The sequence below is a fragment of the Microbacterium sp. Root53 genome, from assembly GCF_001426925.1.
Taxonomy (GTDB): domain Bacteria; phylum Actinomycetota; class Actinomycetes; order Actinomycetales; family Microbacteriaceae; genus Microbacterium.
This window is the reverse complement of sequence record NZ_LMFR01000024.1, coordinates 141,207-164,979: the sequence shown is the minus strand read 5'-3', so window position 1 is coordinate 164,979 and position 23,773 is coordinate 141,207. Positions and strand designations below refer to the sequence as shown.

The window sequence follows — 23,773 nt, the reverse complement described above, 5'->3', positions numbered from 1 at the left end:
GCCGCGCGGCCCGCGTCACAGCGGGGTGGACGGCGCGCGCGTGCGAGACTGGGAGACGCCATGACGAACCCTCCTGCGAACCTGCCTCCGGTCCTGCGTCCCGAGAACCCGCCCCGCCGGTCGCTCGCCGAGCTGGCCGATCGCTTCGGACGCGAGACGCGCGGATCGCTCGACGGGATCGAGATCCGCGGCATCACGCTCGCGACCGCGGATCTGCGGGAGGGCGAGGCGTTCGTGGCGATCCGCGGCGTGAACCGCCACGGCGCCGAGTTCGCCCCGGTGGCCGCCGAGAAGGGCGCCGCGGCGATCGTGACCGACGCCGAGGGCGCCGACATGGCCGCCGCGTCCGGCCTTCCGATCGTCGTGGTGGACGACCCCCGCGGCGCGCTCGGCGCGCTGTCGTCGTGGGTCTACGCGACGGATGCGGACCTCCCGCTGCTGCTCGGCACGACCGGCACGAACGGCAAGACCTCCGTGACACACATCCTGGACGGCATCCTGCAGCAGATGGGCGTCGTCTCCGGCCTCTCCTCGACGGCCGAGCGGCACATCGCGGGCGAGGTCATCGTCTCCCGCCTGACCACGCCCGAGGCGTCCGAGTTCCACGCGCTGCTGGCCCTGATGCGGGAGCGCAGCGTGGAGGCCGTCGCGGTCGAGGTGAGCGCGCAGGCGCTGACCCGCCACCGCGTGGACGGCCTCGTGTTCGACGTCGCGTCCTTCACGAACCTCACGCACGACCACCTCGACGACTACGCCGACATGGCCGAGTACTTCGAGGCCAAGCTGCAGTTCTTCCGGCCGGATCGCGCCCGCCGCGGGGTCGTGTCGCTGGACTCCACGCCCGGGTTCGACATCGCCGCGAAGGCGGAGATCCCGGTCGTGACGATCGCCACGCCGTCGATCGCGGCGGACCCCGACCGGGCCGCCCGGGCCGAGTGGATCGTGACGATCGACGAGGAGACGCAGAGCGGCACCCGCTTCACCCTGTCGCACGGCGACGGCCGCTCCCTCACGACGTCGGTGCCCGTGATCGGGCCGCACATGGCCTCGAACGGCGGCCTCGCGATCGTGATGCTGCTCGAGGCCGGCTATGCGTGGGAGCGCATCGCCGAGGCCCTCGAGCGGGACGGCGGCATCCGGGCGTACCTCCCCGGCCGGACGCAGCGCGTCTCGGGCGACGAGGGCCCCGCCGTGTACGTCGACTTCGGCCACACTCCCGACGCGTTCGAGAAGACGCTCGCGGCCGTGCGCCGCGTCACGCGGGGCAAGGTGCTGATGCTGTTCGGCGCCGACGGCGACCGCGACAAGACCAAGCGCTTCGACATGGGCCGCACGGCGGTCGAGGGCAGCGACATCGTGGTCATCACCGACCACCACCCCCGGTTCGAGGACCCCGACGCGATCCGGGCGATGCTGCTCGAGGGCGCCCGCGCGACGGATCCGGATCACGAGATCCACGAGGTCTCGCCGCCCGAGGCCGCGATCGTGAAGGCCGTCTCGCTCGTCGGTCCCGGCGACGCCATCCTGTGGGCGGGCCCCGGCCACCAGGACTACCGCGACATCCGCGGCGTCCGCACTCCGTACTCGGCCCGCGAGCTCGCCCGCCGCGCCCTGCGCGACGCGGGCTGGCCGGTGCCGGAGCCCGCCTGGCCGGTCCCCTACAGTTCTTGACTCTCACGCCCCCGCATCCGCTCGTGCACCCCTCCAGGGCGCCACTCGCGTCTGCAGCGCTGTCGCTGGCGCTCCATCGATGGCGTGAGTGGCGGGCGCATGAGCGCCCGCACGCTCCGCGCTGGCGCGCGTCGCAGGCCGGTTGCGCGGAACTCTAGCCCGAGATCATCCGGTCGGCCTCGGCGCGGGCCCAGGCCTCGGCCTCCGCGAGCGACTCGCGCGTGAGCTCGGCGGGGGCGTCGTGCGCGTCGACCACGCGGCGCACGGTGTCGACGATGCCGAGGAACGGCAGGCGCCCCTCGTGGAAGGCGTCGACGGCCTCCTCGTTCGCCGCGTTGTAGACGCCGGGATACGTGCGGCCCGCCTCGCCGACCTGCTTGGCGAGGGCGACGGCGGGGAAGGCCTCGTCGTCGAGCGGCTCGAACGTCCACGCCGAGGCGGCGGTCCAGTCGAGCGGCGCACCGACGCCGGGCACGCGGTGCGGCCAGTCCAGCCCGAGCGAGATCGGCAGCCGCATGTCGGGCGGCGACGCCTGCGCGATGGTCGAGCCGTCGACGAACTCGACCATCGAGTGGACGATCGACTGCGGGTGCACGACCACGTCGATCCGGTCGAAGGGCACGTCGAACAGCAGGTGCGCCTCGATCACCTCGAGGCCCTTGTTGACGAGCGTGGCCGAGTTCGTGGTGACCATGCGGCCCATGTCCCACGTCGGGTGCGCGAGCGCCTCCGCGGGCGTCACACCCGCGAGCGACGCCCGATCGCGGCCTCGGAAGGGGCCGCCCGACGCCGTGAGCACCAGCCGGCGCACCTCGTCCGCCGTGCCCGAGCGCAGCGCCTGCGCCAGCGCCGAGTGCTCGGAGTCGACGGGCACGATCTGCCCCGGCCGAGCGACGCGCTTGACCAGGTCGCCGCCCACGATGAGCGACTCCTTGTTCGCCAGCGCGAGCGTGCGCCCGGTCTCGAGCGCCGCGAGCGTCGGGCCGAGGCCGACCGAGCCGGTGATCCCGTTGACGACCACGTCCGCGTCGACCGAGCGCACGAGCTGCTCGGCCTCGGCGGCGCCCAGCGCCGTGTGCTCGACGCCGAACTCGCGCGCCTGGGCGGCCATGGCCTCGGCGTTCGAGCCGGCCGACAGGCCCACGACGACGAACCGCTCCGGGTTGGCGCGGATCACGTCGAGGGCCTGCGTGCCGATGGACCCCGTGGATCCGAGGATGACGACGCGGCGCGCTGCGGCCGGGGACGCGGTCATGCCTGCGCGCGCCTCACTGCGCCGGGGCGGGGTGCTGGGTCGCGAGGATGTCGACCACGAACGTCAGCGTCTCGTCCTGCAGCTCGTGGCCCTCGGACGACCCGTAGCCGTCGGCCGGCGGCATCGTGACGAGCACCTGCGAGCCGACCGTCTGGCCCTCGAGCGCCTTGGTGAAGCCCGGCACGACCTGGTTCGTGACGAACGCCGTCGGGGCGCCGTTCACCCAGCTCGAGTCGAACACGCTGCCGTCGGACCACTTCACGCCCGTGTACTGGACGAGCACCTGATCGCCCGACTCGACCGTGTCGCCGTCGCCGACCTTGAGCTCGCTGACCTGGGTCTCGCTGGGCGCCTCCGCGTCGGGGAGCGTGATGGTGGGCTCGCCGTCGTCGGCGAGCCCGACCGTGGGCTCGCCCTCGACGGGCTCCTGCGGGTCGCCCCACGCGGCCGACGGCGTGACGCCCGTGAGGTCGAACACGTAGACCTGGCCGGGGACCTCGCTGCCGTCCTGCCCCTGCGACGCCGGGAAGGTGCTCACGACGCGCGTGCCGACCGTGGCGCAACCGAGGATCTGGGCGAACACGCTCTCGGGCGTGATCTGCTGCGGCAGCAGCTGGCCCTCCTCGTAGCCGATCACGCCGAGCTCCTCGCCTGTCGTGGCGTCGTACGCCGACATCGCGTATTCGATGAGCTGGCCGGCCTCGATGGGCTCGCCCTCGCCCTCGGCCACGACCGTGCTCTGCAGCTCGGTGATCTCGAGCGGCTTCTCGAACGTCGCGGTCGACGCCTCGCCGGGCTCGCCCTCGACCGTCACGGCCTCCGACGCGGCTCCCGATCCGACCGCGGCGCCGCACAGGTCGCCGGCGGCGGAGGCGCTCGGCGAGGACTCGGGGGCCGGCTCGCCGGAGCAGCCGACGAGCGCGATCCCGGTGACCGCGAGGGTGGACAGGAGGGCGGTGGAGCGAAGACGCACGGAGATACCTCGTTCGTTGGGGATTCATCCCATCTTGTCCCATTCCGGTTACGAACGGCCTGAGCAGATCGTGCGAGAGCTGCCCGGGGATCATTCCGCGGCGGGCATGGATCCCGCGTTACGCTCTTCGGATGACCTCTCAGGAGTCGCCGGCACCCGAAACCGACGAGACCGAGGCCCCGCACCAGCCCAGCTGGTTCTACACGTTCGGCCGCATGGCGCTCGCTCCCCTGGCGCGCGCCCTCTACCGCCCGCACGTCGAGGGACGCTCGAACATCCCGCGCGAAGGCGCCGTGATCTTCGCCAGCAACCATCTCTCGTTCATCGACTCGATCGCCATCCCCGTCGCCGCGGCGCCGCGGCCCGTGCACTTCCTGGCGAAGTCGAGCTACTTCGAGGGCACCGGCTTCAAGGGCTGGCTCTCGAAGGTGCTGTTCACCGCGGTCGGCGCCATCCCCGTGCGCCGCGGCGCGGGGCAGGCGGCTCTCGACGCGCTCGAGCAGCAGCGGCAGATCCTCGAGACGGGGGCCGCGGTCGCGCTGTACCCCGAGGGGACGCGCTCGCTGGACGGCCGGCTCTACAAGGGCCGTACGGGCGTCGCGTTCCTCGCCCTGCAGACCGGCGCGCCGGTCGTGCCGGTGGGCCTGATCGGGACCGACAAGGTCATGCCGGTCGGCTCGAAGTTCCCGTCGATGCGCGAGCGCGTCACGATCCGCTTCGGCGAGCCGCTCGACCTCTCCCACCACGGGCCCGCGACCTCGGGCCGCGCGCGCCGCACGGCGACGGACGAGATCATGGCGGCCATCCACGCCCTGTCGGGCCAGGAGCTCGCGGACGCGTACAACGAGTCGCCCGCGCAGACGCCGATCGAGAAGATCAAGCGCGCGCTCCCGCACGAACGACGGTAGTTCCCGTCGCGGTGCGAGACTGGCGGCATGCATCGCGAACACCGCTACGCGCTCACCGCCACCTGGACCGGCAACCTCGGTTCGGGGACCTCCGGGTACCGCGAGTACTCGCGCGACGTGACGATCGAGGTCGACGGCAAGCCCGCGCTCCTCGCCTCCTCGGACAAGCCGTTCCGCGGCGATCCGGAGCGGTGGAACCCCGAGGACATGCTGATCGCGGCCCTGTCGGAGTGCCACCTCCTGTCCTACCTGCACGCGTGCGTGGTCGCCGGGGTGGTCGTCACCTCGTACGTCGACGAGGCGACCGGGCTCATGGTCGAGGACGGCGCCAGCGGCGGCCAGTTCGCGGAGGTCGTGCTGCGCCCGCGCGTGACGGTCGCCGACGCCTCCATGATCGAGGCGGCGGAGGCGGCGCACGAGACCGCTCACGGCTGGTGCTTCATCGCGCGCTCGGTCAACTTCCCGGTCCGCCACGAGGCCACGGTCACGGTCGGCTGACCCCCGCCGCGTACCGGAGCACGGCGCCCCACCGTCGTGCGAGCGAAGCGAGCATGCCGCGGATGCGGCCCGCGCGCGAAGCGCGCCCTCACGCCTCACTGGAGCGTCAGCGACAGTGGTCGAGCGGCGAGTGGCACCGCTTGCGGTGCCCGAGCCGATCGACGGGCGTGAGATTCTAAGTAGATGTCCGAGACTTTCAGCGTGCAGGATTCCGTCGAGCTCGCGGTCGTGGAGCGCAATGGATTCGTGGAGTCCCGGCATGCGGGCTCGGCGATCGTGCTCGCGCCGAGCGGTGAGATCGTCGCGAGCCTGGGGAACCCGGATGCGCTGATCCTGCCCCGGTCCTCGCTCAAGCCGCTGCAGGCCGTGGCGTGCCTCACGGCGGGCGCCGAGCTCGCGGGCGAGCGGATGGCCCTCTCGACCGCGAGCCACGCGGGCACCGACCGCCACGTCGCGGTGGTGCGCGAGATGCTCGCGGCGTCGGGCCTCACGGAGGACCACCTGGCGTGCCCGGCGAGCTGGCCCTCGGACGTGGCCACGCGCGACGCCATGGTCCGCGATCACGCCGACAAGGCCCGCGTGCGGCACAACTGCTCCGGCAAGCACGCCGCGATGCTCGCAGCGTGCGTCGCGACCGGATGGGACGTGAACGGCTACCTCGACCCGGTGCACCCGCTGCAGCTGCACATCCGCGAGGTGGTCGAGCGGCTGACGGGCGAGAAGATCCCCGCCACCGTGATCGACGGGTGCGGCGCCCCCGTCCACGCGCTGCCGCTGACCGCCCTCGCGCGCGGCATCCACCGCATCGGCACCTCCTCCGAGCGGTCGCCGTTCGCGCTGCACCGCGTGGCCGGAGCGCTGGTGCGCACCGTGCGCGAGAACCCGTGGGCGATCGACGGACCCGGGCGCTCCGACACCTTCGCGATCGAGCGGTTCGGCGTCTTCTCAAAGCTCGGCGCCGAGGGCGTGCAGGTCATGGTCGCCCCCGACGGCACCACGGTCGCGCTGAAGATGCTCGACGGATCGCTGCGCGCCGCCTCGCTGGTCGCGCTCAGCCTGCTCGCGAAGGCGGGCGCGGTGACCTCGGGCGACGTCGTCGACGCCGCGGCCCACCCGATGTACCGCGTCGAGGGCGGCGGCCGCGAGGTCGGCCGCATCCGCGCCACCGTCTGAGCTCGGGTCCCTGGACGTCGGTCAGGGCAGGATGATCCGCTCGGGCGGGCGGCCGTCGCGCACGAGCCAGGCACGGGATGCGCGCGTGCGGGCGTAGGGCGGGAGCTCGCGCTCGCCCAGAAGCGTGCGGAGCTCGGGCGCGCAGTCGGCGCCGACCGCGAACGGCGCGCCGCCGCGCACGTCCTGCAGGAGGGACCACTGGCGCTGCCAGGTGTCGCCGTCTCCTGCGAGCACCAGCCGCTCCCCCGGGCGATGCAGGTCCGCGAGCCGCGCACCCGGCGGGAGGTCGTCGACGGGCAGCACCCGGACGCCGGCCGGCCACGCCGCCGCGAGCTGCTCGCCGCGGCGACGCGCGGCACGCAGCACCATGCCGGCGACCGGCGCGTCGGGCACCCAGCGGGGCGGCTCCTGCACGGCCGGCGCGGGCAGCGGCAGCGGCTCGCCGAGCGCGAACTGCACCTCGAGCCCGTCCAGCACGGCGCGCCCGGGCGGTCGGCGCGGATCGAACGTGTCGGCTGCGCCGCCGGCGGCGGCGTGCTCGGCCCGCCCCGGCAGCGCGAGCAGCGCACGGCGCGGAAGGAGGTCGGCGAAGCGCTGCACGGGCCCCGAGAGCCGCGCGGCCGTGAGCAGGACCGTCGTGCCGCTGTCCCCCGCGTCCCGCACGATCCCCTCGAGCCGGTCGGCGGTGGCCTGTGCGTACTCGGGCGGGAACCGGGTGAGCAGGGCGTCGACGTCGTCGATCACGAGCAGCGCGGGCCGGATGCGCTCTGCGCGCTCCAGCGCATCCCACGCGGCCTCGGCGTCGCGCGGCACGATCAGGGCGTCGGGCCGCGCGCCCGCCACCAGCCCGGCGACCGCCGAGCGCCCGGACCCGCCCGCGCCGACCACGACCAGGCCGCGGTCCGAGCCCGGCCGCAGGAGGACGGCGGATCGCCGCTGTCGCGCGGGCTCGTCGGCGACGCCGAGCAGGATCGCCTCGGGCGGCGGCTCCCCCACGAGCGCCACCGCGTCCGCGCGGGAGAGGCGGGTCGGCAGCGGCGGCAGCCAGGGCCCGGGGCGGCGCGGCCGATCCGCGAACCGGGCCGCGGCGGTCGCGACGTCGTCCGGCGAGGTCAGCGCGATCCGCGTCAGCCGGGCGCCGGAGTCGCCCGCGCGGCGGATCCACGCGAGCCCGCGCCCCTCCGCGCCGCCCGGGAGCGCCGCCGCTTCGTCGGTCCCGAGCAGAGCGCGGCTCTCGGCCGGCTCCGCGACCCGCAGGCCGATCCGCAGCGGGCTGTTGGCCACGAGCGCGTCGCGCAGCACGCCCCCTGCCCGCTGGGTGCCCAGCACGAGATGCAGGCCGAGCGCCCGCCCGCGGGCCGCCACGTCGGTGAAGACCGCGTGGAGATCCGGATGCTCCTGCAGCATCGCGGCGAACTCGTCCACCACGATCACGAGCCGCGGCAGGTCGACACGCGGGTCCGACACGTCCCGCGCCCCCGCCTGCGCGAGCACCGCCTCGCGGGCGCGCAGCTCGGCGCGGAGGCTCTCGACCGCGCGGCGGGCACCCCCGGCATCGAGGTCGGTGATGACCCCGGTCACGTGCGGCAGCGCCGAGAGCGGTGCGAACGCGGTGCCGCCCTTGAAGTCCGCCAGCAGGAACTGCACGCGCTCGGGAGGCAGGACGGCGGCGAGCGACGCCACCCAGGTCACCAGCAGCTCGCTCTTGCCGCTGCCCGTCATCCCCACCACCACGGCGTGAGGCCCGTCGGCCACGAGGTCGACCTGCGCGGGGGTGGCGCCCTCGACGCCGATCACCGCGCCGAGCGCGCCCGAGCGCTCAGGTGCGCGCTCCAGGAGCTCTCCGAGGCCGACCGTCCCGGCGCGGCCCGCCGACGACGACTCGGCCGCGGGCCGTCGCGCCGCGAGCTGCGCCGCGATCGCCTCCGCCTGGGCGAGCGAGACCGCCTCCGCGGCGACCGAGGCGGTCTCCCCCGCCCACGTGAGCCGTGCCTGCGGCACGGGCCCGACCTCGAGCAGCGCCCCGCACTCCGGAGGGACCTCGCCCTCAGGCGCCACCACCGCGATCACCACGTCGGACGGCGGCGCGGGCGCCGCGGCGTCCGCGAGGGAGACGCGCAGGCCGTCTCGGGCGCCCGGGCGCCAGTGCGGCAGCCGCTCCGCCCACCCGGACTCCCCGGGCGGCACGGCCACGAGCGCCGCGTCGCCCGCCGGATGCGCGAGGCACAGCTGCAGCACCAGGCCACGGGCGATCGCCCGCGCTGCGACGGGATCGCCCTGCACGGCGACGCCCGCGCGCAGCGGCACCGTCACGGGCGCGTCGGCGAGCTGGGCCGCGCGCCGCCGCAGCTCCCTCCCCTCGGCGTCGTCGTCCCCCACGGCCACCCGCACGATGCTCGGCACACGGCCGCGGCCGACCACCAGCTCGTCCGCGCCGCTGCGCCACTGCCGCCGCGGGTCCTTGATCAGCGCCGCCACGTCGGGCCGCTCGCGCCATCGCGTCGCCCGCTCTGCGTCGTGCCGCCGCGCGACCTGCTCGCGCGCCCGGCGCAGCGCCGCCTCGCGCTCGGCTCGCGCTTCGCGGCGCCGGCGCCGCCCGCTGCGGGCACCGTCGATCAGCGAGGCCACGGCCATCAGCGGTCCGAGCGCGGCGAAGCAGAGCGCGAGCAGGGAGCCGGTGACGGCCCAGATCGCGACCGACGCGACGACGGGGACGACCGAGGCGACGATCGGAAAGGGCCCGCGGCGGGGCGGGGGTTCCGGGGTCGGCAGGGTGATGGGCTCGTCGTGCGCTGCGGGCATGCGCCCAGTCCAGCGGCTCCGCGAGCGCGGCGCGGCGGCGCGGACGGCCCCGGCGGATTACTCGCGCGCGTCGTCGCCTGTGGACGAGTCGTCGGCGGGCTCCGCCGGCGGGTCGAACGTGTCGTGCGGGTCGGCCTCGGGCAGCTCCCGCGTGTCGGCGTCGTCGGGGCGCACCTGGCCCGGCACCGCGACGTTCAGCACCACGATCGTGATGTTGTCGCGCCCGCCGTTCTCCAGCGCGGCTTCGAGCATGGCGTCGACCGCCGCCTCGGGCTCTGGGTGCAGACGCAGGAAGTGGAGGATGCCGTAGTCCGTGAGCTCCTTGGTGAGCCCGTCCGAGCAGATGACGAACCGGTCCCCGTCGCGCACGTCGAGGCGCACGTAGTCGGGCACGGCGCCCTCGCTCGGCCCCACCGCGCGCGTGATCACGTTGCCGTACGGGTGGTTCTCGGCCTCCTCGGGGCTGAGGCGCCCCGCCGCGACGAGCTCCTGGACGAGCGAGTGGTCGGTCGTGACCTGCGCGAGCGCGTCGTCGCGCTGCAGGTAGACGCGGGAGTCGCCGATGTTCAGCGCGACCCAGGTCGCCTGGTCGTCGGTGATGTCGAGGTACACGCCCGTCACGGTCGTGCCGGTGCCCTCGTCGGTCGTCTCGGGGTGGTCGCCGATGTCGCGGACGGCCTTGATCAGCGCCTTCTCGATGCGCTCGGGCGAGACCGGGCCCTTGCCCACCATGCGCTGGAGGCGGTCGACCGTACTCGCGCTGGCGATCTCGCCCCCGATGTGGCCGCCCATGCCGTCGGCGACGACGAACAGCGGGAACGCCGTGAGCAGGGCGTCCTGGTTGATGTCGCGCTTGCGGCCGCGGTGCGTGACCCCGGCCCACGTCAGGACGGCGTCGTCGCCGGTGGGCAGCGTGACCGTCTGCGACTGCGCCGTCGTCGGGGCGTCGGACACGGGCATGGACCTCCGATATCGGGCGACGGCGCCGACCCCAGGGTGCAAGGCCGGTCCGTCACGGGCTCTCACATCCTATCGGCAGCCCGCCGACGCGCCGCGCCGCGACGGCCCGGTGAGCGGCGCGGATGCGGGTCAGATCACGGGGACGGGAGGCCCCGGGAACAGCCCGTCGAGCACCACGAGCTCCTCGGGGGTCGGGCGCCAGGCGCCGCCCGCGGCGGCGTTGGCCGCGACCTGCTCGGGCGACGTTGCACCCGCGATCACGCTCGCGACGCCCTCCTGCGCGAGGAGCCAGCCGTAGGTCGCCTCGAGCATGGTGATGTCGCGCGCGTCGCAGAACGCCTGATACGCCTCCAGCACGTCCCACGGCGCGTCGCGCCAGAGGTGCGGCCGCTGCGACATGATGCGGCTCCCCGCCGGTCCGCCCTCGCGCGTGAACTTGCCCGTCAGCAGCCCGTTGTAGAGCGGGAAGTACGGGAAGAACCCGAGCCCGTAGCGGCGCACGGCCGGCAGCACCTCGCGCTCGGCGTCGCGCTCGAGAAGCGAGAACTGGTTCTGCGAGGAGATGAACCCCGAGCGGACGCGCGCGCGTGCCGTCAGCTCGGCCTCCGCGATCTGCCAGCCGACGAGGTTGGAGTGGCCGTAGTAGCGGATCTTCCCCTCGCGCACGAGGTCGTCCAGCGCGTCGAGCGTCTCCTCGATCGGGGTCTCCGGATCCGGCGTGTGCAGCTGGTACAGATCGATCCAGTCGGTCTGCAGCCGCGAAAGCGACGCCTCGACCGCGCGCCTGACGTACGCGCGCGAGCCCTTGGCGCCGGCGGCGGGCCCGAAGCCCATGTCCCGCGCGTAGTGGCCGAACTTCGTCGCGAGCACGACCCGGTCGCGCCGGCCGCGCAGCGCCTCGCCCATGAGCGACTCGCTCACGCCCTCGCCGCCGTAGATGTCCGCGGTGTCGAGGAACACCACGCCGTGCTCGATCGCGGCGTCCAGCACCCGGCGCGTGCCCTCCAGCGACTCGGTGGCGGTCCCCTTCCGGCCGAAGTTGTTGCAGCCGAGGCCGACCTCCGACACCAGCAGACCCGATCGACCGACCCGACGCATCGCCACGCTCATGCCCCCACGCTAACCGACGCGGAACGGCCCCGCTCCGAGGGATCGGGGCGGGGCCGTTCGCGATGCGCGTCAGGGCTGCGGCGGGGCCGGAGGCGGAGGCGTGGTTCCGGCCGGCGGCTCGTCGCCGCGCGGCGGCGTGGTGCCGGGCGCGGGCGGCGGCACCGGCGGGACCGCGCCGCCCTGCACGGGCGGAGTGGGCGCCTGGCCGGGCTGCGCGGGATATCCGGGCTGCGGGTGTCCCTGCGGCGCCGGCGGCTGACCGTAGCCGGGCTGACCGTAACCCGCCTGGCCGTAGCCGGGCGCGACCGCGGCGGTCTGCGTCGGCACGCCGTCCCACTGGGTGTTGTCGCCGAGGAAGGCGTTGCCCGCCCACGGAGCCGGCGGCACCGCCTGGTTCCAGCGCGACCTGTCGAACGCGAGGATGCCGAGCCAGACGATAGAGAGGAGCACGTAGAGGACGACCCACCACGCCTCCTTCTGCAGCTTCAGGCCGATGCGGTAGGCGGCGATGGCCGAGAACACCGCGAGGGCCAGGCTGAACAGGTAGCCGATGCCGATCCAGCTGAGCAGGATCGCGCCGCCGAAGCCGTAGAGCACCAGCCACGGGCTGAGGTCGCCGAGCTTGAAGAAGACCATCATGTTGTAGACCGGCACCCAGGCGCGCCACGCGCCCTGCACCCCGGCCTTCTGGAAGATCTTCATCATGAAGAACGAGGTCAGGACGTAGATGACGATGGCGAAGAGGATCATCAGGCCCGTCATGGCCAGCAGCGCGGCGGCGAAGGCGCCGTCGTCGTAGGAATTCATGCGTCCTCCTGGAGATCTGCGTGCGGCGTTCCGCCGCGGCTCCAGGTTAGCGATCCTGAGTGCTTGCTGAACAGAGGCGCGCGCGATCGGGCGATCAGCCCTCGCCGACCAGCTCGACCTCGCCCGCCCGCGCGCCGGGCCGGATCACGAGTCCCTCCGTCGCGGCCCACGCCACGAGATCGCCCACGTCCGACAGCGCCGGGCGGGTCTGCGCGAGCCGCCGGGTCAGCAGCCCCTTGGCCTTCTTGTTGAAGTGGTTCAGGGCGCGCACGGTGCCGTCCGCCCCCTCCGCCACGACCCGCACGTAGGTGCTCGCGACGCCGGCGGGCACCGGCCCGAGCGCCGCGTAGGCCTCGGAGCGCAGATCGATCACGAGACCGCGCAGGCCGCCGAACGCCTCGGCCACGGCCGGGGCCCAGTGCCGTCGCAGCGGCGGCACCCCGGGCAGCGAGGCGCCGGCCGCGAGCCGGTACGACGGGATGGCGTCGAGCGCGCCCACCGGGCCGAGCAGCGCGGTCTGGATCAGCGCGTGCTCGCCCAGCCAGGCGCGCGCCTCCGCGCCCACGGTCGCGGCGTCCAGCGCGTCGAACAGCACGCCGGTGTAGCGGTCCACGGCGGGCATGGTCGGCGCGGTGCGCAGCACGGCGTTCACCTGGATCTCCCCGAGCTGGCGGGGCGAGAGCTTCAGCACACGCGCGGCGAGGTCCGGATCGGCGGACAGCGCCACGACGGACGCGACGACGGCCTCGCGCCGCGGTGCGAGCACCGGCAGCGCGAGGCCGTCGTAAGCGAGTGGCGCGTCCGATCCGCCTGCCCGCTTCGTCTCCGAAGGGGGCAGGAGGATCGTGGTCAGGAGCTCAGCGTCGCGTGACCCGCGACGATCGTGAGGCGATTGTTCTCCATCGACACGAAGCCGTCGCGAGCGTCCGCGATCACCTTGGTGCCGTCCTCCTGGGTGATGCGCACCTGGCCGTCGCCCAGGATCGCGAGCACCGGCTCGTGACCCTGCATGAAGCCGATCTCACCCTCCGTGGTCTTGGCGACCACGAGGTTCGCCTCGCCCGTCCAGACCTCCGCCTCGGCGGAGACCAGGGTGACCTGAAGGCCCATGCTCAGCCGTTCTCCTTCTGGATCTGCGCCCACTTGGCCTCGACGTCGCTGATGCCGCCGACGTTGAAGAACGCCTGCTCGGCGACGTGGTCGAACTCGCCCTTGACGATCGCGTCGAACGACTCGATGGTCTCCTTGATCGGCACGGTCGAGCCCTCGACACCCGTGAACTTCTTCGCCATGTAGGTGTTCTGCGAGAGGAACTGCTGGATGCGGCGCGCGCGGGCGACGACGATCTTGTCCTCTTCCGAGAGCTCGTCGACACCGAGGATCGCGATGATCTCCTGCAGCTCCTTGTTCTTCTGCAGGATCTGCTTCACGGCGGTGGCCACGCGGTAGTGGTCCTCGCCGATGTAGCGCGGGTCCAGGATGCGGCTGGTCGACGTCAGCGGGTCGACGGCCGGGTACAGACCCTTCGACGCGATCTCACGCGAGAGCTCGGTCGTGGCGTCGAGGTGCGCGAACGTGGTCGCGGGGGCCGGGTCGGTGTAGTCGTCGGCCGGCACGTAGATCGCCTGCAGAGAGGTGATCGAGTGGCCGCGCGTCGAGGTGATGCGCTCCTGGAGCACACCCATCTCGTCCGCGAGGTTGGGCTGGTAGCCCACGGCCGAGGGCATGCGGCCCAGCAGGGTCGACACCTCGGAGCCCGCCTGCGTGAAGCGGAAGATGTTGTCGATGAAGAGCAGCACGTCCTGCTTCTGCACGTCGCGGAAGTACTCCGCCATCGTCAGGGCCGACAGGGCGACGCGCAGACGCGTCCCCGGCGGCTCGTCCATCTGACCGAACACGAGGGCGGTCTTGTCGAAGACGCCCGCGTCCTCCATCTCGTGGATGAGGTCGTTGCCCTCACGCGTGCGCTCGCCGACGCCGGCGAACACCGACACACCGCCGTGGTCCTGCGCGACGCGCTGGATCATCTCCTGGATGAGGACGGTCTTGCCGACGCCCGCGCCGCCGAAGAGGCCGATCTTGCCACCCTGCACGTACGGGGTGAGCAGGTCGATGACCTTGATGCCCGTCTCGAACATCTGGGTCTTCGACTCGAGCTGGTCGAAGTTCGGGGCCTTGCGGTGGATGGGCCAGCGCTCGGTCACCTCGATGGTCTCGCCGTCGGGCAGGTTCAGCACATCGCCCGTGACGTTGAAGACCTTGCCCTTGGTGACGTCGCCCACGGGCACCGAGATGGGGGCGCCGGTGTCGCGCACCTCCTGGCCGCGGACCATGCCGTCGGTCGGCTTCAGCGAGATGGCACGCACCATGTCGTCGCCGAGGTGCTGGGCGACCTCGAGCGTGATCTCGGTGGCCTGCTCGCCGATGACGATCGTCGTCTTGAGCGCGTTGTAGACCTCGGGGATCGCGTCGTGCGGGAACTCGATGTCGACGACGGGACCCGTGACGCGGGCGACCCGTCCGACGACCGCGGTCTCAGTGGCAGTCATTTTTCGTCTTTCCTCTTCTGGGTTCCAGCTCAGGACGCCAGGGCGTCGGCACCGCCGACGATCTCGGCGATCTGCTGCGTGATCTCGGCCTGACGCGCGTTGTTGCGCAGGCGGGTGTAGTCGGTGATGAGCTTGTCGGCGTTGTCGCTGGCCGACTTCATCGCCTTCTGCGTCGCGGCCTGCTTGGCGGCGGCCGACTGCAGGAGGGCGTTGAAGATGCGGCTCTGGATGTAGACAGGCAGGAGCTTGTCGAGCACGGCGGTCGCGTCGGGCTCGAACTCGTACAGCGGGTAGACCTCGCTGCTCGCCTCGGCCGTCGCGTCGCCCTCGACGACCGCGAGCGGGAGCAGACGCACCTGGTCCGCCTCCTGGGTCATCATGCTGACGAAGCGGTTGTAGACGATGTGGATCTCGTCCACGCCGCCCTCGGACGCGTCCTTCTCGTACGCCTCCAGCAGCACGTCGGCCATCTGCTCGGCGGTCTCGAAGCGCGGCACGTCGGCGTCGCCCACCCACTCGGCCTCCGCCGCGATGTGGCGGAACTGGAAGTAGCCGACGGCCTTGCGGCCGAACAGGTAGAACGCGACGTCCTTGCCCTGCGAGCGCAGCAGCTCCGCCAGCTCCAGCCCCTCGCGGATGACCTGCGAGTTGAACGCGCCGGCCAGGCCGCGGTCCGAGCTGAGGATGACGATCGCCGAGCGCTTGACCGACTCCGGCTCCCGCGTGAGCGGGTGGTCGATGTCGGTGTGCGTGGCGACCGCGGAGACCGCACGCGTCACCGCGCGGGAGAAGGGGCTGGACGCGTTCACACGCGCCAGCGCCTTCTGGATGCGCGAAGCCGCGATGAGCTCCATCGCCTTCGTGATCTTCTTGGTCGTCTGAGCAGAAGAGATCTTCTGCTTGTACTCCCTGAGCTTTGCTCCCATGATGCGTCTTCTCCGCGGGGCTTACGCCCGGCGGCCCTTGACGATCTTCTCCTGGTCGACGTCGGCGGCGTCGGCCGCCTGGTGCTCCTCGTGGCCCGGAGCCGTGAGGGGAACGCCCTTGCCGCCCTGGAACTCGAGCAGGAACGCGTCGATCGCCTTGTCCATCTCCGCCACCGTGTCGTCCGACAGCTGGCCGCTGTCGCGGAGCGTGTCGAGGATGGTCGTGTTGCGGCGCAGGTGGTCGAGCAGCTCGCGCTCGAAGCGCAGCACGTCCTCGACCTCGATCGTGTCGAGCTTGCCGTTCGTGCCGGCCCAGATCGAGACGACCTGCTCCTCGGCGGGGTACGGCGAGTACTGCGGCTGCTTGAGCAGCTCGGTCAGGCGCGCACCGCGGGCGAGCTGACGGCGCGAGGCCGCGTCGAGGTCGGACGCGAACATCGCGAACGCCTCCAGCGAGCGGTACTGGGCGAGCTCGAGCTTGAGCGTGCCCGAGACCTTCTTGATGTGCTTCAGCTGCGCGTCGCCGCCGACTCGCGAGACCGAGATGCCCACGTCGACCGCGGGACGCTGGTTCGCGTTGAACAGGTCGGACTGCAGGAAGATCTGGCCGTCGGTGATCGAGATCACGTTGGTCGGGATGTAGGCCGACACGTCGTTGGCCTTGGTCTCGATGATCGGCAGACCCGTCATCGAGCCGGCGCCCATGTCGTCCGACAGCTTCGCGCAGCGCTCGAGCAGGCGCGAGTGCAGGTAGAAGACGTCACCGGGGTACGCCTCGCGGCCCGGCGGGCGGCGGAGGAGCAGCGACACGGCACGGTAGGCCTCGGCCTGCTTCGACAGGTCGTCGAACACGATCAGGACGTGCTTGCCGTCGTACATCCAGTGCTGGCCGATGGCCGAGCCGGTGTACGGGGCCAGGTACTTGAAGCCGGCCGGGTCCGACGCGGGGGCCGCGACGATGGTGGTGTACTCCATCGCGCCGGCCTCCTCGAGGGCGCCCTTCACCGAGGCGATGGTCGAGCCCTTCTGGCCGATCGCGACGTAGATGCAGCGGACCTGCTTGGTCGGGTCGCCCGACTCCCAGTTCGCCTTCTGGTTGATGATCGTGTCGATCGCGATCGCGGTCTTGCCGGTCTGGCGGTCGCCGATGATCAGCTGGCGCTGGCCGCGGCCGACCGGGATCATGGCGTCGATCGCCTTGATGCCCGTCTGCATCGGCTCGTGCACCGACTTGCGCTGCATGACGCCGGGGGCCTGCAGCTCGAGGGCGCGGCGGCCCTCGATGCCGGTGATCTCGCCGAGGCCGTCGATCGGGTTGCCGAGCGGGTCGACCACGCGGCCGAGGTAGCCCTCGCCCACGGGGACCGAGAGGACCTCGCCCGTGCGGGTGACCTGCTGGCCCTCCTCGATGCCGGCGAACTCGCCGAGGACGACGACGCCGATCTCGTGCTCGTCCAGGTTCTGGGCGAGGCCGAGCGTGCCGTCGCCGAAGCGCACGAGCTCGTTGGCCATGACGCCCGGCAGGCCCTCGACGTGGGCGATGCCGTCGGCCGCGTCGGTGACGGTGCCGACCTCGGTCGCCGCGTCGCCGGTGGGCTCGTAGGCGGCGACGAAGTCCTTCAGCGCGTCACGGATGACGTCGGGGCTGATCGTGATGTCTGCCATTGTCTTCCTTCAGGTTGTGGGATCCGCGATCCCCAAAAGCGATTCCGCCGGGGCGGCAAGTGTGGAGGGTCAGCCGGCGAGCTTCTGGCGCACGTCCGCGAGACGCGACGCGATGCTGCCGTCGATGACGTCGTCCGCGATCTGCACGCGCACGCCGCCGACGACCGAGGGGTCGACGATCGCGCTGATCGTCACCTCGCCGCCGTACGTGCGCGAGAGCGCGGTGGCCAGACGCTGTGTCTGCGCCTCGGTGAGCGGGGTCGCCGTGGTGACCGTCGCGACCGTGCGGCCGCGCTGCGCGGCCACGATGCGGATCGCACGCGACAGGATCGCGCGGACGCGGCGGTTGCGCGGCTGCTGCACGAGCGACGAGACGACCAGCGTGGTGCCCTCGCCGGCGCGGCCGCCGAGGAGCGTCTTCATCAGGTCGCCCTTCGCCGCGCCGTCGCCCAGGCGGCTGCCCAGCGCGAGCTCGAGCTCGGGGTTCTCCGCGACGATGCGGGAGACGCGGAACAGCTCGCCCTCGAGGTCGCCGTGGTCGGCCTTGGCGGCCGCCCGTATGGCGAGCTCCTCGAGACCGTCGAGCAGCTCGTCCTGCGACGACCACCGCTGGGCGGCGGTCGTCGCGAGGAGCGACTGCGCGGTCGGCGACAGCGAGCCGAACACGCGCGCGACGAGCGCGCTGCGGGCCTCGGGAGCCGCGGTCGGGTCGGCGAGCGCGCCGCTCAGGGCGCGCGAGCCGGCGACGGCACGGGCGGCCGCGAACAGCTCGCGAGCCGTGTCGAGGTCGACCGTCGCGGTGCCCAGTGCCTGGGCCTGCGCCGCGAGCGCCTGAGTGGTCGCGCTGCCCATTACTTGGCCGCCTTCTCGGACGCCTCGAGGTCGGCCAGGAAGCGGTCCACCACGGCGGCGGCCTTCTGGTCGTCCGTCAGCGTCTCGCCGATGACGTTGCCGGCGAGGTCGATCGCGAGCGCGCCCACCTCGCTGCGCAGCGTGACGAGAGCCGTCTGGCGCTCGGCCTCGATCTGCGTGTGCGCGGTGGCGGTGATGCGCTCGGCCTCCGCGGCCGCGTTGGCCTTGGCCTCGGCGACGATCCGCTTGCCGTCCTCGCGGGCGGCCTCGCGGATGTCGCCGGCCTCCTTGCGGGCCTCGGCGAGCTGCTTCGTGTACTCCTCGAGGGCGGCCTCGGCCTGACGCTGGGCCTCGTCGGCCTTCGCGATGTTGCCCTCGATGGCCGCCGAACGCTGGTCGAGCATGGCCGTCAGGCGCGGCAGGGCCACCTTCCACACCACGAAGAGGATGACGAGGAAGCAGAGCGCCGACCAGATGATGTCGTACCACGCCGGCAGGAGCGGGTTCGGCGTCTCCTCCGCGGCGACCGTGACAAGAGCGTTCAGCATCCTGTCTCCTTACGTGTCAGCAGCGAGTGTTACTGGGCGGCGTAGCCGAAGATGAAGCCGGTCGCGATGCCGATGAACGCGAGGGCCTCGGTGAAGGCGATGCCGATCCACATCAGAACCTGCAGACGACCGGCGAGCTCGGGCTGACGCGCAACCGACTCGATGGTCTTGCCGACGACGATGCCCACGCCGATGGCCGGGCCGATGGCGGCGAGACCGTAGCCGACCGTCGCGATCGAGCCGTACACGTTGGCGAGAACCGTAGTAGCGTCCACGGGGTTTTCCTTTCGGTTAGGCGGTGCGCCGTGTGGCGGACCGTCAGTGCTCTTCCGCAACCGCGAGCTGGATGTAGACCGCGGTGAGGATCGTGAAGACGTAGGCCTGGAGGAAAGCCACCAGGACCTCGAACAGGGTGAAGGCGAGACCGAAGGCGAGGGTGCCGACGCCGAGAGGCGTCCACCATCCACCCGCGGTGAAGAAGAAGAAGTGCGTCGCCGAGAAGAACAGGACGAGCATGAGGTGGCCGACGATCATGTTCATCAGGAGTCGCAGCGTCAGCGTGACGGGGCGGATGATGAACGTCGACAGGAACTCGAGCGGCGTCACGATGATGTACAGCGCGGCCGGGACGCCCGACGGGAACAGCGCGTTCTTGAAGAAGCCGCCGGGGCTCTTCTTGATGCCCGCGTAGATGAACGTGACGTACGAGATCACGGCGAGCAGCAGCGGGACCGCGATCACGCTCGTGCCGGCGATGTTGATGCCGGGGACGATGCCCGTCAGGTTCATGAACAGGATCATGAAGAACATCGTGGTCAGCAGCGGCAGGAAGCGGTTGCCGTCCTTGCGACCGAGGATGTCGTGCGCGATGTTGACGCGGACGAAGTCCAGGCCCATCTCGACGACGCTCTGCAGGCGGCCCGGCACGACCTTCATGTTGCGCGTGCCGACGAGGAGCAGGATCACCAGGACCGCGGTGGCGAGCAGCTGGGCCGCGTTGATGCGCGTGAACTCGAACGAGCCGATCTGGAAGATCGCCGGAGGGAAGAAGTCGAGGATCGACGGCGGGTGGAACGCGCCTTCGGTCTCTTCGGCAGAGACGATCAGCATCGCGGCTTGAGTCAACGTGTGGCTCCGGCTTCATAGCTCCGGTGCGAGGACCGGGGAGGGCAGGAAGTCGTCATCTGCACGGGCCCCATGTCACCATCGGCATCCGCGGGAACTCGGCAGGAACGTCAGTCAGCCTATCAAAGAATCGACGGCTTCTACGACGCGTCGAACTTCGGATCCTCGTCCTTCGGGGCCCCGGGCAGGGACACGTCCACGTACGGCTCGCGCGAGCGCAGCATCGCGATGCCGTCGACGGCCAGCGACGCGATCACGCTCACCACGAGGGCCACGAAGAACACGACCGGCTCGATCCACGGCTGGCCGCGCAGGAGCATCAGGGCGACGATGAACAGCACCAGCTTCAACAGCCAGCCGCCCAGCACGATGCCGAAGAAGATCGGTACGTACAGCGCGTCGCCGAACCACCGGTTGGCGACCAGGATGCTGACGGCCGTGAGCAGCATGAACAGCGCGGCGATCGCGGCGCCGGCGAAGGCGCTCAGCATGCCGTCGACGCCCGCGACCGCGAAGCCGATGGCGCCGCCGACCGCGGCGATCACGAGCGTCGCGACGCCGCCCCACACGAGCGCGGTGCGCAGCACGGGCGTGCTCGAGATGGGCGGCTGCGGGCGATCCGGGGTGGTCATTCAGGCCTCCTGGGGGGCGGGCGCCGAGCGCCGCGTGGGAAGGAAGGTGAGCACGAGGCAGGCCGCGACGCCGATCACGCCGAACACGACGCCGAGCCAGTACGAGCCGAACCAGTCCTCGCGCGTCGCGAGGTACATCAGCAGGAACGCGAGCGAGATGATCGCGGTCCACGCGTAGAAGATCAGGACCGCGTCGCGGTCGGTGTGGCCGAGGTCCAGCATGCGGTGGTGCAGGTGCTTGCGGTCGGGCGCGAACGGCGACCGGCCGGCGCGCATGCGCCGGATCACCGCGAGGCCGAAGTCGGCCAGCGGCAGCAGCACGACCACGATCGGCAGCAGGATGGGCAGGAACGCACCCAGCAGCTGCGAGCGCGCGATGCCGTCGTCCGGGTCCAGCAGGGACGGCGGCAGCTCGGTCACCGCGATCGCGCTGGTGGCCATCAGCAGGCCGAGCACGAGCGCGCCCGAGTCGCCCATGAACAGCTTGGCGGGCTTCCAATTCAGCGGCAGGAACCCGAGGCACGCCCCGATCAGCACGGCCGCGATGAACGTCGCGAGGCTCGAGTTCGACGTCGAGATGTCGCGCGTCAGGATGTACGAGTACGCGAAGAACACGCCGTTGGCGATGAGGCAGACGCCCGCGACCAGGCCGTCCAGCCCGTCGATGAAGTTCACCGCGTTCATGACGACGACGATCGAGAACATCGTCAGCGCGATGCTCACCCACCCGGACCACAGCGTCATCCCGCCGATCGGCAGGGCGTAGATCTGCAGCCCTCCCCCGACCGCGATGATGCCGGCGGCCAGAAACTGGGCCCCGAGCTTGATCGCCCAGTCGAGGTCCCACAGATCGTCGGCCACGCCCACGAGAGCGATCAGGAGGATGGCGCCCAGGATGGACAGCACCTTCTCCGGCTCGGCCCAGAACAGCTGGAAGAACGGGTTCGCGGATGACACCGCGATCGCGGCGACGATCCCGAGGAACATCGCCACTCCCCCGAGCCGCGGCGTCGGCGTCTTGTGCACGTCGCGGTCGCGGATGCCCGGATAGAGCTTGAAGCGCATGCTCAGGCGCCACACCGCCCAGGCGAGCGCCGTCGTGAGCGCCGCCGTCAGCAGGATCGTGAAGAGGTACTGCCTCACGCGCCCGGCCGGTCGTCGGGCCCCGCATGCGGCTCGTGCTCGGGCAGCTCGAGCAGGTCGCCCAGGACCTCGGCGAGCTCCTCGCGCGAGACCGCGCCGTCGCGCAGGATGCGCACGCGCGGCTCGGCGTCGCCCTCGTGCGCGCCGACCAGCGACGTGGCGTCGACGATCGTGGACGCCACGCCCGTGCGCGACGGGCCGTCGTCCAGGTACACCGCGACGCTGTCGCCGAGCATGGCGCGGGCGTCGTCGCCCGTGACGGCCGCGGGCTGCCCCGTGAGGTTCGCGCTCGACACGGCCAGGGGGCCCGTCTCGCTCAGCAGCTCCAGCGCGATCCGGTGGTCCGGCATCCGCACCGCGACGGTGCCCTTGGTCTCCCCCAGGTCCCACGACAGCGACGGCTGCGCCGGCAGCACGACCGTCAGGCCGCCGGGCCAGAACCGCTCCACGAGCCGCTCGACGGGCTCGGGCACCTGCTCCACCAGCGCACGCATCGCGTCGATCCCCGACACCAGCACCGGCGGCGGCTGCTGGCGGCCGCGGCCCTTCGCATCCAGCAGGCGCTGCACGGCTGCGGGGCTGAACGCGTCGGCCGCGACGCCGTACACGGTGTCGGTGGGCATGACGACGACATGGCCGCGGGCGATCGCCTGGCGCGCCTGACGCATGCCGGTCAGCAGCTGCGCCTCGTCCCGGCAGTCGAAGAGAGGGGAGGACATCGTTTACATAGTAGAGAGTCCTGATCGATCGTTCGCCCGACGCTTCGCGCCGGGACTCGCGATCGATGCGTCGCTTCGCCGTTCTTTTCAGAAGCGATCGCACGCTGCGGGGCCGCAAGCGGCACCCTTGCGAGCGAGAAACGTCGCTTCGCTCCGTTCGGCAGCGCTTCGCGCTGCGATTCGGCCGCTTCGCGGCACGCTCGCTTCGCTCGCACGACCGTAGATGTCCGGGCTCAGTCTCGGTCGTTGAGCGGAGCGCCAGCGGAGACGAAACGGGCTGAGCGAGCGGAGCGAGTCGAAGCCGTGACGCCACCCCCTGGTCGTTGAGCGGAGGCGCGCCAGCGCCGGAGTCGAAACGAGACCGGACGTCCCGGCCGGCTGGGGAGGGCGCGGCCACGTTTCGACTCCTCGCTGGCGCTCGTCGCTCGACGACCACACATCAGACGAGGCGGACGAGGCGGACCTGTTCCGCCGTGCGAGCGACGCGAGCCGAGGGGCGTCAGGGGCGGAGGGCGGTGGTGGTGCGGTCGCGGTGGGTGAGGTCGGGGTGGGTGGCGGCGGCGCGCCAGCCGTCGGCCGTGAGGAGGTCGCGGATCGCGCGGCCCTGCAGCTCGCCGTGCTCGATGATCAGCGTGCCGCCGGGGCGCAGCAGGCGCATGCCGACGCGGCTCAGCTCGCGCACGACGTCGAGGCCGTCGGGGCCGCCGTAGAGCGCCGCCTCGGGGTCGTGCAGGCGCACCTCGGGGTCGCGCGGGATCGCGTCGTCGGGCACGTACGGCGGGTTGGAGACCACGACGTCGACCGTGCCGTCGAGCTCCGGGAACGCGACCGCCAGGTCGGCGAACGCGAGCCGGAGGTTCGTCGCGCCCGAGCGGGCGACGTTCTCCCTGGTCCAGACGAACGCGTAGGGCGAGTTCTCGGCGGCGTGGATGCGCGCGTGCGGGACCTCGGTGGCCATCGCGATCGCGATCGCGCCGCTGCCGGTGCCGAGATCAACGCCGATCGGCCCCTCGCCGTCCGCCGTGACCGGCACGGCGCGGAGGGCGTCGATCGCGAACTGCGCGACCGACTCGGTCTCGGGCCGCGGCACGAAGACGCCGGGGCCGACCGCCAGCTCCAGGTGCCGGAAGTACGCGACGCCCGTGATGTGCTGCAGCGGCTCGCGGGCCGCGCGGCGGGCGATCAGCTCCTCGTACGCGTGGCTCTCGGCCGGCGTCAGCTCGTCGCCGCGGATCGTCGCGGCCTGCACCTCGCCGCGGCTCTGGCCCCGCAGGTGCGCGAGCAGCAGCTCGGCGTCGACCTCGGGGTCGGGCACGCCGGCGTCCGCGAGGCGGGTCGCGGCCGCGCGGAGCGCATCGCGCAGGCCCGGCGCGGCGGAGAGGGCGGTCATGGGGTTCCAGCCTAATCGCCGCGGGATTCCCGGGCCGCGATGGGGCCCGGGGCGCGGGCATGCCGGC

Annotated in this window: 23 protein-coding genes; 4 read left to right on the top strand and 19 right to left on the bottom strand. The window is 72.3% G+C overall.

The window, feature by feature from the left end:
- Window positions 1-60: 60 nt before the first annotated feature.
- Window positions 61-1,671, top strand: coding sequence for a Mur ligase family protein (locus ASD19_RS12260; protein ID WP_055993152.1), 1,611 nt, complete (start codon window positions 61-63; stop codon window positions 1,669-1,671).
- Between the two features lie 154 nt (window positions 1,672-1,825).
- Here the strand turns inward: ASD19_RS12260 and dxr are convergent, their stop codons facing one another.
- Together dxr and ASD19_RS12250 are read right to left on the bottom strand one after the other, a co-directional pair.
- Window positions 1,826-2,926, bottom strand: coding sequence for a 1-deoxy-D-xylulose-5-phosphate reductoisomerase (dxr, locus tag ASD19_RS12255; RefSeq protein WP_055993150.1), 1,101 nt, complete (start codon window positions 2,924-2,926; stop codon window positions 1,826-1,828).
- Between the two features lie 13 nt (window positions 2,927-2,939).
- On the bottom strand, window positions 2,940-3,899 hold the full coding sequence (locus ASD19_RS12250) for an FKBP-type peptidyl-prolyl cis-trans isomerase (RefSeq protein WP_055993148.1): 960 nt from the start codon (window positions 3,897-3,899) through the stop codon (window positions 2,940-2,942).
- Between the two features lie 131 nt (window positions 3,900-4,030).
- Between ASD19_RS12250 and ASD19_RS12245 the strand changes: the two genes are divergently transcribed.
- The 3 genes from ASD19_RS12245 (at window position 4,031) to ASD19_RS12235 (ending at window position 6,478) form a co-directional block, all read left to right on the top strand.
- Window positions 4,031-4,807, top strand: a complete 777-nt coding sequence (locus tag ASD19_RS12245) for a lysophospholipid acyltransferase family protein (protein WP_055993146.1) — start codon at window positions 4,031-4,033, stop codon at window positions 4,805-4,807.
- A 27-nt stretch (window positions 4,808-4,834) separates the two neighbouring features.
- Entirely contained in the window at window positions 4,835-5,305 is a 471-nt protein-coding gene (locus ASD19_RS12240; RefSeq protein ID WP_055993144.1) for an OsmC family protein, read from the top strand.
- A gap of 183 nt (window positions 5,306-5,488) precedes the next feature.
- Window positions 5,489-6,478, top strand: a complete 990-nt coding sequence (locus ASD19_RS12235; RefSeq protein WP_055993143.1) for an asparaginase — start codon at window positions 5,489-5,491, stop codon at window positions 6,476-6,478.
- A gap of 21 nt (window positions 6,479-6,499) precedes the next feature.
- Here the strand turns inward: ASD19_RS12235 and ASD19_RS12230 are convergent, their stop codons facing one another.
- The 17 genes from ASD19_RS12230 to prmC form a co-directional block, all read right to left on the bottom strand.
- Window positions 6,500-9,280: an FtsK/SpoIIIE domain-containing protein gene (locus tag ASD19_RS12230; protein WP_055993141.1), complete on the bottom strand. Its 2,781-nt coding sequence runs from the start codon at window positions 9,278-9,280 to the stop codon at window positions 6,500-6,502.
- Window positions 9,281-9,337: 57 nt separating this feature from the next.
- Complete coding sequence (locus ASD19_RS12225) at window positions 9,338-10,240, bottom strand: PP2C family protein-serine/threonine phosphatase (RefSeq protein ID WP_082543177.1); 903 nt, start codon at window positions 10,238-10,240, stop codon at window positions 9,338-9,340.
- 129 nt (window positions 10,241-10,369) lie between these two features.
- Window positions 10,370-11,350, bottom strand: a complete 981-nt coding sequence (locus ASD19_RS12220) for an aldo/keto reductase (protein WP_055993139.1) — start codon at window positions 11,348-11,350, stop codon at window positions 10,370-10,372.
- A 69-nt stretch (window positions 11,351-11,419) separates the two neighbouring features.
- On the bottom strand, window positions 11,420-12,157 hold the full coding sequence (locus ASD19_RS14635; protein ID WP_055993137.1) for a DUF5684 domain-containing protein: 738 nt from the start codon (window positions 12,155-12,157) through the stop codon (window positions 11,420-11,422).
- 94 nt (window positions 12,158-12,251) lie between these two features.
- Complete coding sequence (locus tag ASD19_RS12210; protein WP_442922546.1) at window positions 12,252-13,010, bottom strand: YaaA family protein; 759 nt, start codon at window positions 13,008-13,010, stop codon at window positions 12,252-12,254.
- Window positions 13,007-13,267, bottom strand: coding sequence for a F0F1 ATP synthase subunit epsilon (locus ASD19_RS12205; RefSeq protein WP_055993133.1), 261 nt, complete (start codon window positions 13,265-13,267; stop codon window positions 13,007-13,009). The genes ASD19_RS12210 and ASD19_RS12205 overlap by 4 nt, the downstream gene beginning before the upstream one ends.
- A 2-nt stretch (window positions 13,268-13,269) precedes the next feature.
- On the bottom strand, window positions 13,270-14,706 hold the full coding sequence (atpD, locus tag ASD19_RS12200) for a F0F1 ATP synthase subunit beta (RefSeq protein ID WP_055993131.1): 1,437 nt from the start codon (window positions 14,704-14,706) through the stop codon (window positions 13,270-13,272).
- 29 nt (window positions 14,707-14,735) lie between these two features.
- Window positions 14,736-15,632, bottom strand: a complete 897-nt coding sequence (locus tag ASD19_RS12195) for a F0F1 ATP synthase subunit gamma (protein ID WP_055993130.1) — start codon at window positions 15,630-15,632, stop codon at window positions 14,736-14,738.
- A gap of 21 nt (window positions 15,633-15,653) precedes the next feature.
- Complete coding sequence (atpA, locus tag ASD19_RS12190) at window positions 15,654-17,297, bottom strand: F0F1 ATP synthase subunit alpha (protein ID WP_055993128.1); 1,644 nt, start codon at window positions 17,295-17,297, stop codon at window positions 15,654-15,656.
- A 69-nt stretch (window positions 17,298-17,366) separates the two neighbouring features.
- Complete coding sequence (locus ASD19_RS12185; RefSeq protein ID WP_055993126.1) at window positions 17,367-18,149, bottom strand: F0F1 ATP synthase subunit delta; 783 nt, start codon at window positions 18,147-18,149, stop codon at window positions 17,367-17,369.
- Complete coding sequence (locus ASD19_RS12180) at window positions 18,149-18,697, bottom strand: F0F1 ATP synthase subunit B (RefSeq protein ID WP_055993124.1); 549 nt, start codon at window positions 18,695-18,697, stop codon at window positions 18,149-18,151. The genes ASD19_RS12185 and ASD19_RS12180 overlap by 1 nt, the downstream gene beginning before the upstream one ends.
- Window positions 18,698-18,726: 29 nt before the next feature.
- On the bottom strand, window positions 18,727-18,972 hold the full coding sequence (atpE, locus tag ASD19_RS12175; protein ID WP_055993122.1) for an ATP synthase F0 subunit C: 246 nt from the start codon (window positions 18,970-18,972) through the stop codon (window positions 18,727-18,729).
- 43 nt (window positions 18,973-19,015) lie between these two features.
- Window positions 19,016-19,807: a F0F1 ATP synthase subunit A gene (gene atpB / locus ASD19_RS12170; protein WP_082543176.1), complete on the bottom strand. Its 792-nt coding sequence runs from the start codon at window positions 19,805-19,807 to the stop codon at window positions 19,016-19,018.
- Window positions 19,808-19,962: 155 nt separating this feature from the next.
- Window positions 19,963-20,454: a hypothetical protein gene (locus tag ASD19_RS12165; protein ID WP_055993120.1), complete on the bottom strand. Its 492-nt coding sequence runs from the start codon at window positions 20,452-20,454 to the stop codon at window positions 19,963-19,965.
- On the bottom strand, window positions 20,455-21,597 hold the full coding sequence (locus tag ASD19_RS12160) for an MraY family glycosyltransferase (protein ID WP_055993118.1): 1,143 nt from the start codon (window positions 21,595-21,597) through the stop codon (window positions 20,455-20,457). It abuts the gene before it with no gap.
- Window positions 21,594-22,316, bottom strand: a complete 723-nt coding sequence (locus ASD19_RS12155) for an L-threonylcarbamoyladenylate synthase (RefSeq protein ID WP_055993116.1) — start codon at window positions 22,314-22,316, stop codon at window positions 21,594-21,596. The genes ASD19_RS12160 and ASD19_RS12155 overlap by 4 nt, the downstream gene beginning before the upstream one ends.
- A 499-nt stretch (window positions 22,317-22,815) precedes the next feature.
- Window positions 22,816-23,706: a peptide chain release factor N(5)-glutamine methyltransferase gene (gene prmC, locus ASD19_RS12150; RefSeq protein WP_055993114.1), complete on the bottom strand. Its 891-nt coding sequence runs from the start codon at window positions 23,704-23,706 to the stop codon at window positions 22,816-22,818.
- Between the last annotated feature and the right edge of the window lie 67 nt (window positions 23,707-23,773).

Bases quoted from the DNA above. Each gene is read 5' to 3' on its own strand.
- ASD19_RS12260 (WP_055993152.1), top strand. From the start codon at position 61: ATGACGAACCCTCCTGCGAACCTGCCTCCGGTCCTGCGTCCCGAGAAC.
- dxr (WP_055993150.1), bottom strand. From the start codon at position 2,926: ATGACCGCGTCCCCGGCCGCAGCGCGCCGCGTCGTCATCCTCGGATCC.
- ASD19_RS12245 (WP_055993146.1), top strand. From the start codon at position 4,031: ATGACCTCTCAGGAGTCGCCGGCACCCGAAACCGACGAGACCGAGGCC.
- ASD19_RS12240 (WP_055993144.1), top strand. From the start codon at position 4,835: ATGCATCGCGAACACCGCTACGCGCTCACCGCCACCTGGACCGGCAAC.
- ASD19_RS12235 (WP_055993143.1), top strand. From the start codon at position 5,489: ATGTCCGAGACTTTCAGCGTGCAGGATTCCGTCGAGCTCGCGGTCGTG.
- ASD19_RS12230 (WP_055993141.1), bottom strand. From the start codon at position 9,280: ATGCCCGCAGCGCACGACGAGCCCATCACCCTGCCGACCCCGGAACCC.
- ASD19_RS12225 (WP_082543177.1), bottom strand. From the start codon at position 10,240: ATGCCCGTGTCCGACGCCCCGACGACGGCGCAGTCGCAGACGGTCACG.
- ASD19_RS12220 (WP_055993139.1), bottom strand. From the start codon at position 11,350: ATGAGCGTGGCGATGCGTCGGGTCGGTCGATCGGGTCTGCTGGTGTCG.
- ASD19_RS14635 (WP_055993137.1), bottom strand. From the start codon at position 12,157: ATGAATTCCTACGACGACGGCGCCTTCGCCGCCGCGCTGCTGGCCATG.
- ASD19_RS12205 (WP_055993133.1), bottom strand. From the start codon at position 13,267: ATGGGCCTTCAGGTCACCCTGGTCTCCGCCGAGGCGGAGGTCTGGACG.
- atpD (WP_055993131.1), bottom strand. From the start codon at position 14,706: ATGACTGCCACTGAGACCGCGGTCGTCGGACGGGTCGCCCGCGTCACG.
- ASD19_RS12195 (WP_055993130.1), bottom strand. From the start codon at position 15,632: ATGGGAGCAAAGCTCAGGGAGTACAAGCAGAAGATCTCTTCTGCTCAG.
- atpA (WP_055993128.1), bottom strand. From the start codon at position 17,297: ATGGCAGACATCACGATCAGCCCCGACGTCATCCGTGACGCGCTGAAG.
- ASD19_RS12185 (WP_055993126.1), bottom strand. From the start codon at position 18,149: ATGGGCAGCGCGACCACTCAGGCGCTCGCGGCGCAGGCCCAGGCACTG.
- ASD19_RS12180 (WP_055993124.1), bottom strand. From the start codon at position 18,697: ATGCTGAACGCTCTTGTCACGGTCGCCGCGGAGGAGACGCCGAACCCG.
- atpB (WP_082543176.1), bottom strand. From the start codon at position 19,807: ATGCTGATCGTCTCTGCCGAAGAGACCGAAGGCGCGTTCCACCCGCCG.
- ASD19_RS12165 (WP_055993120.1), bottom strand. From the start codon at position 20,454: ATGACCACCCCGGATCGCCCGCAGCCGCCCATCTCGAGCACGCCCGTG.
- ASD19_RS12155 (WP_055993116.1), bottom strand. From the start codon at position 22,316: ATGTCCTCCCCTCTCTTCGACTGCCGGGACGAGGCGCAGCTGCTGACC.
- prmC (WP_055993114.1), bottom strand. From the start codon at position 23,706: ATGACCGCCCTCTCCGCCGCGCCGGGCCTGCGCGATGCGCTCCGCGCG.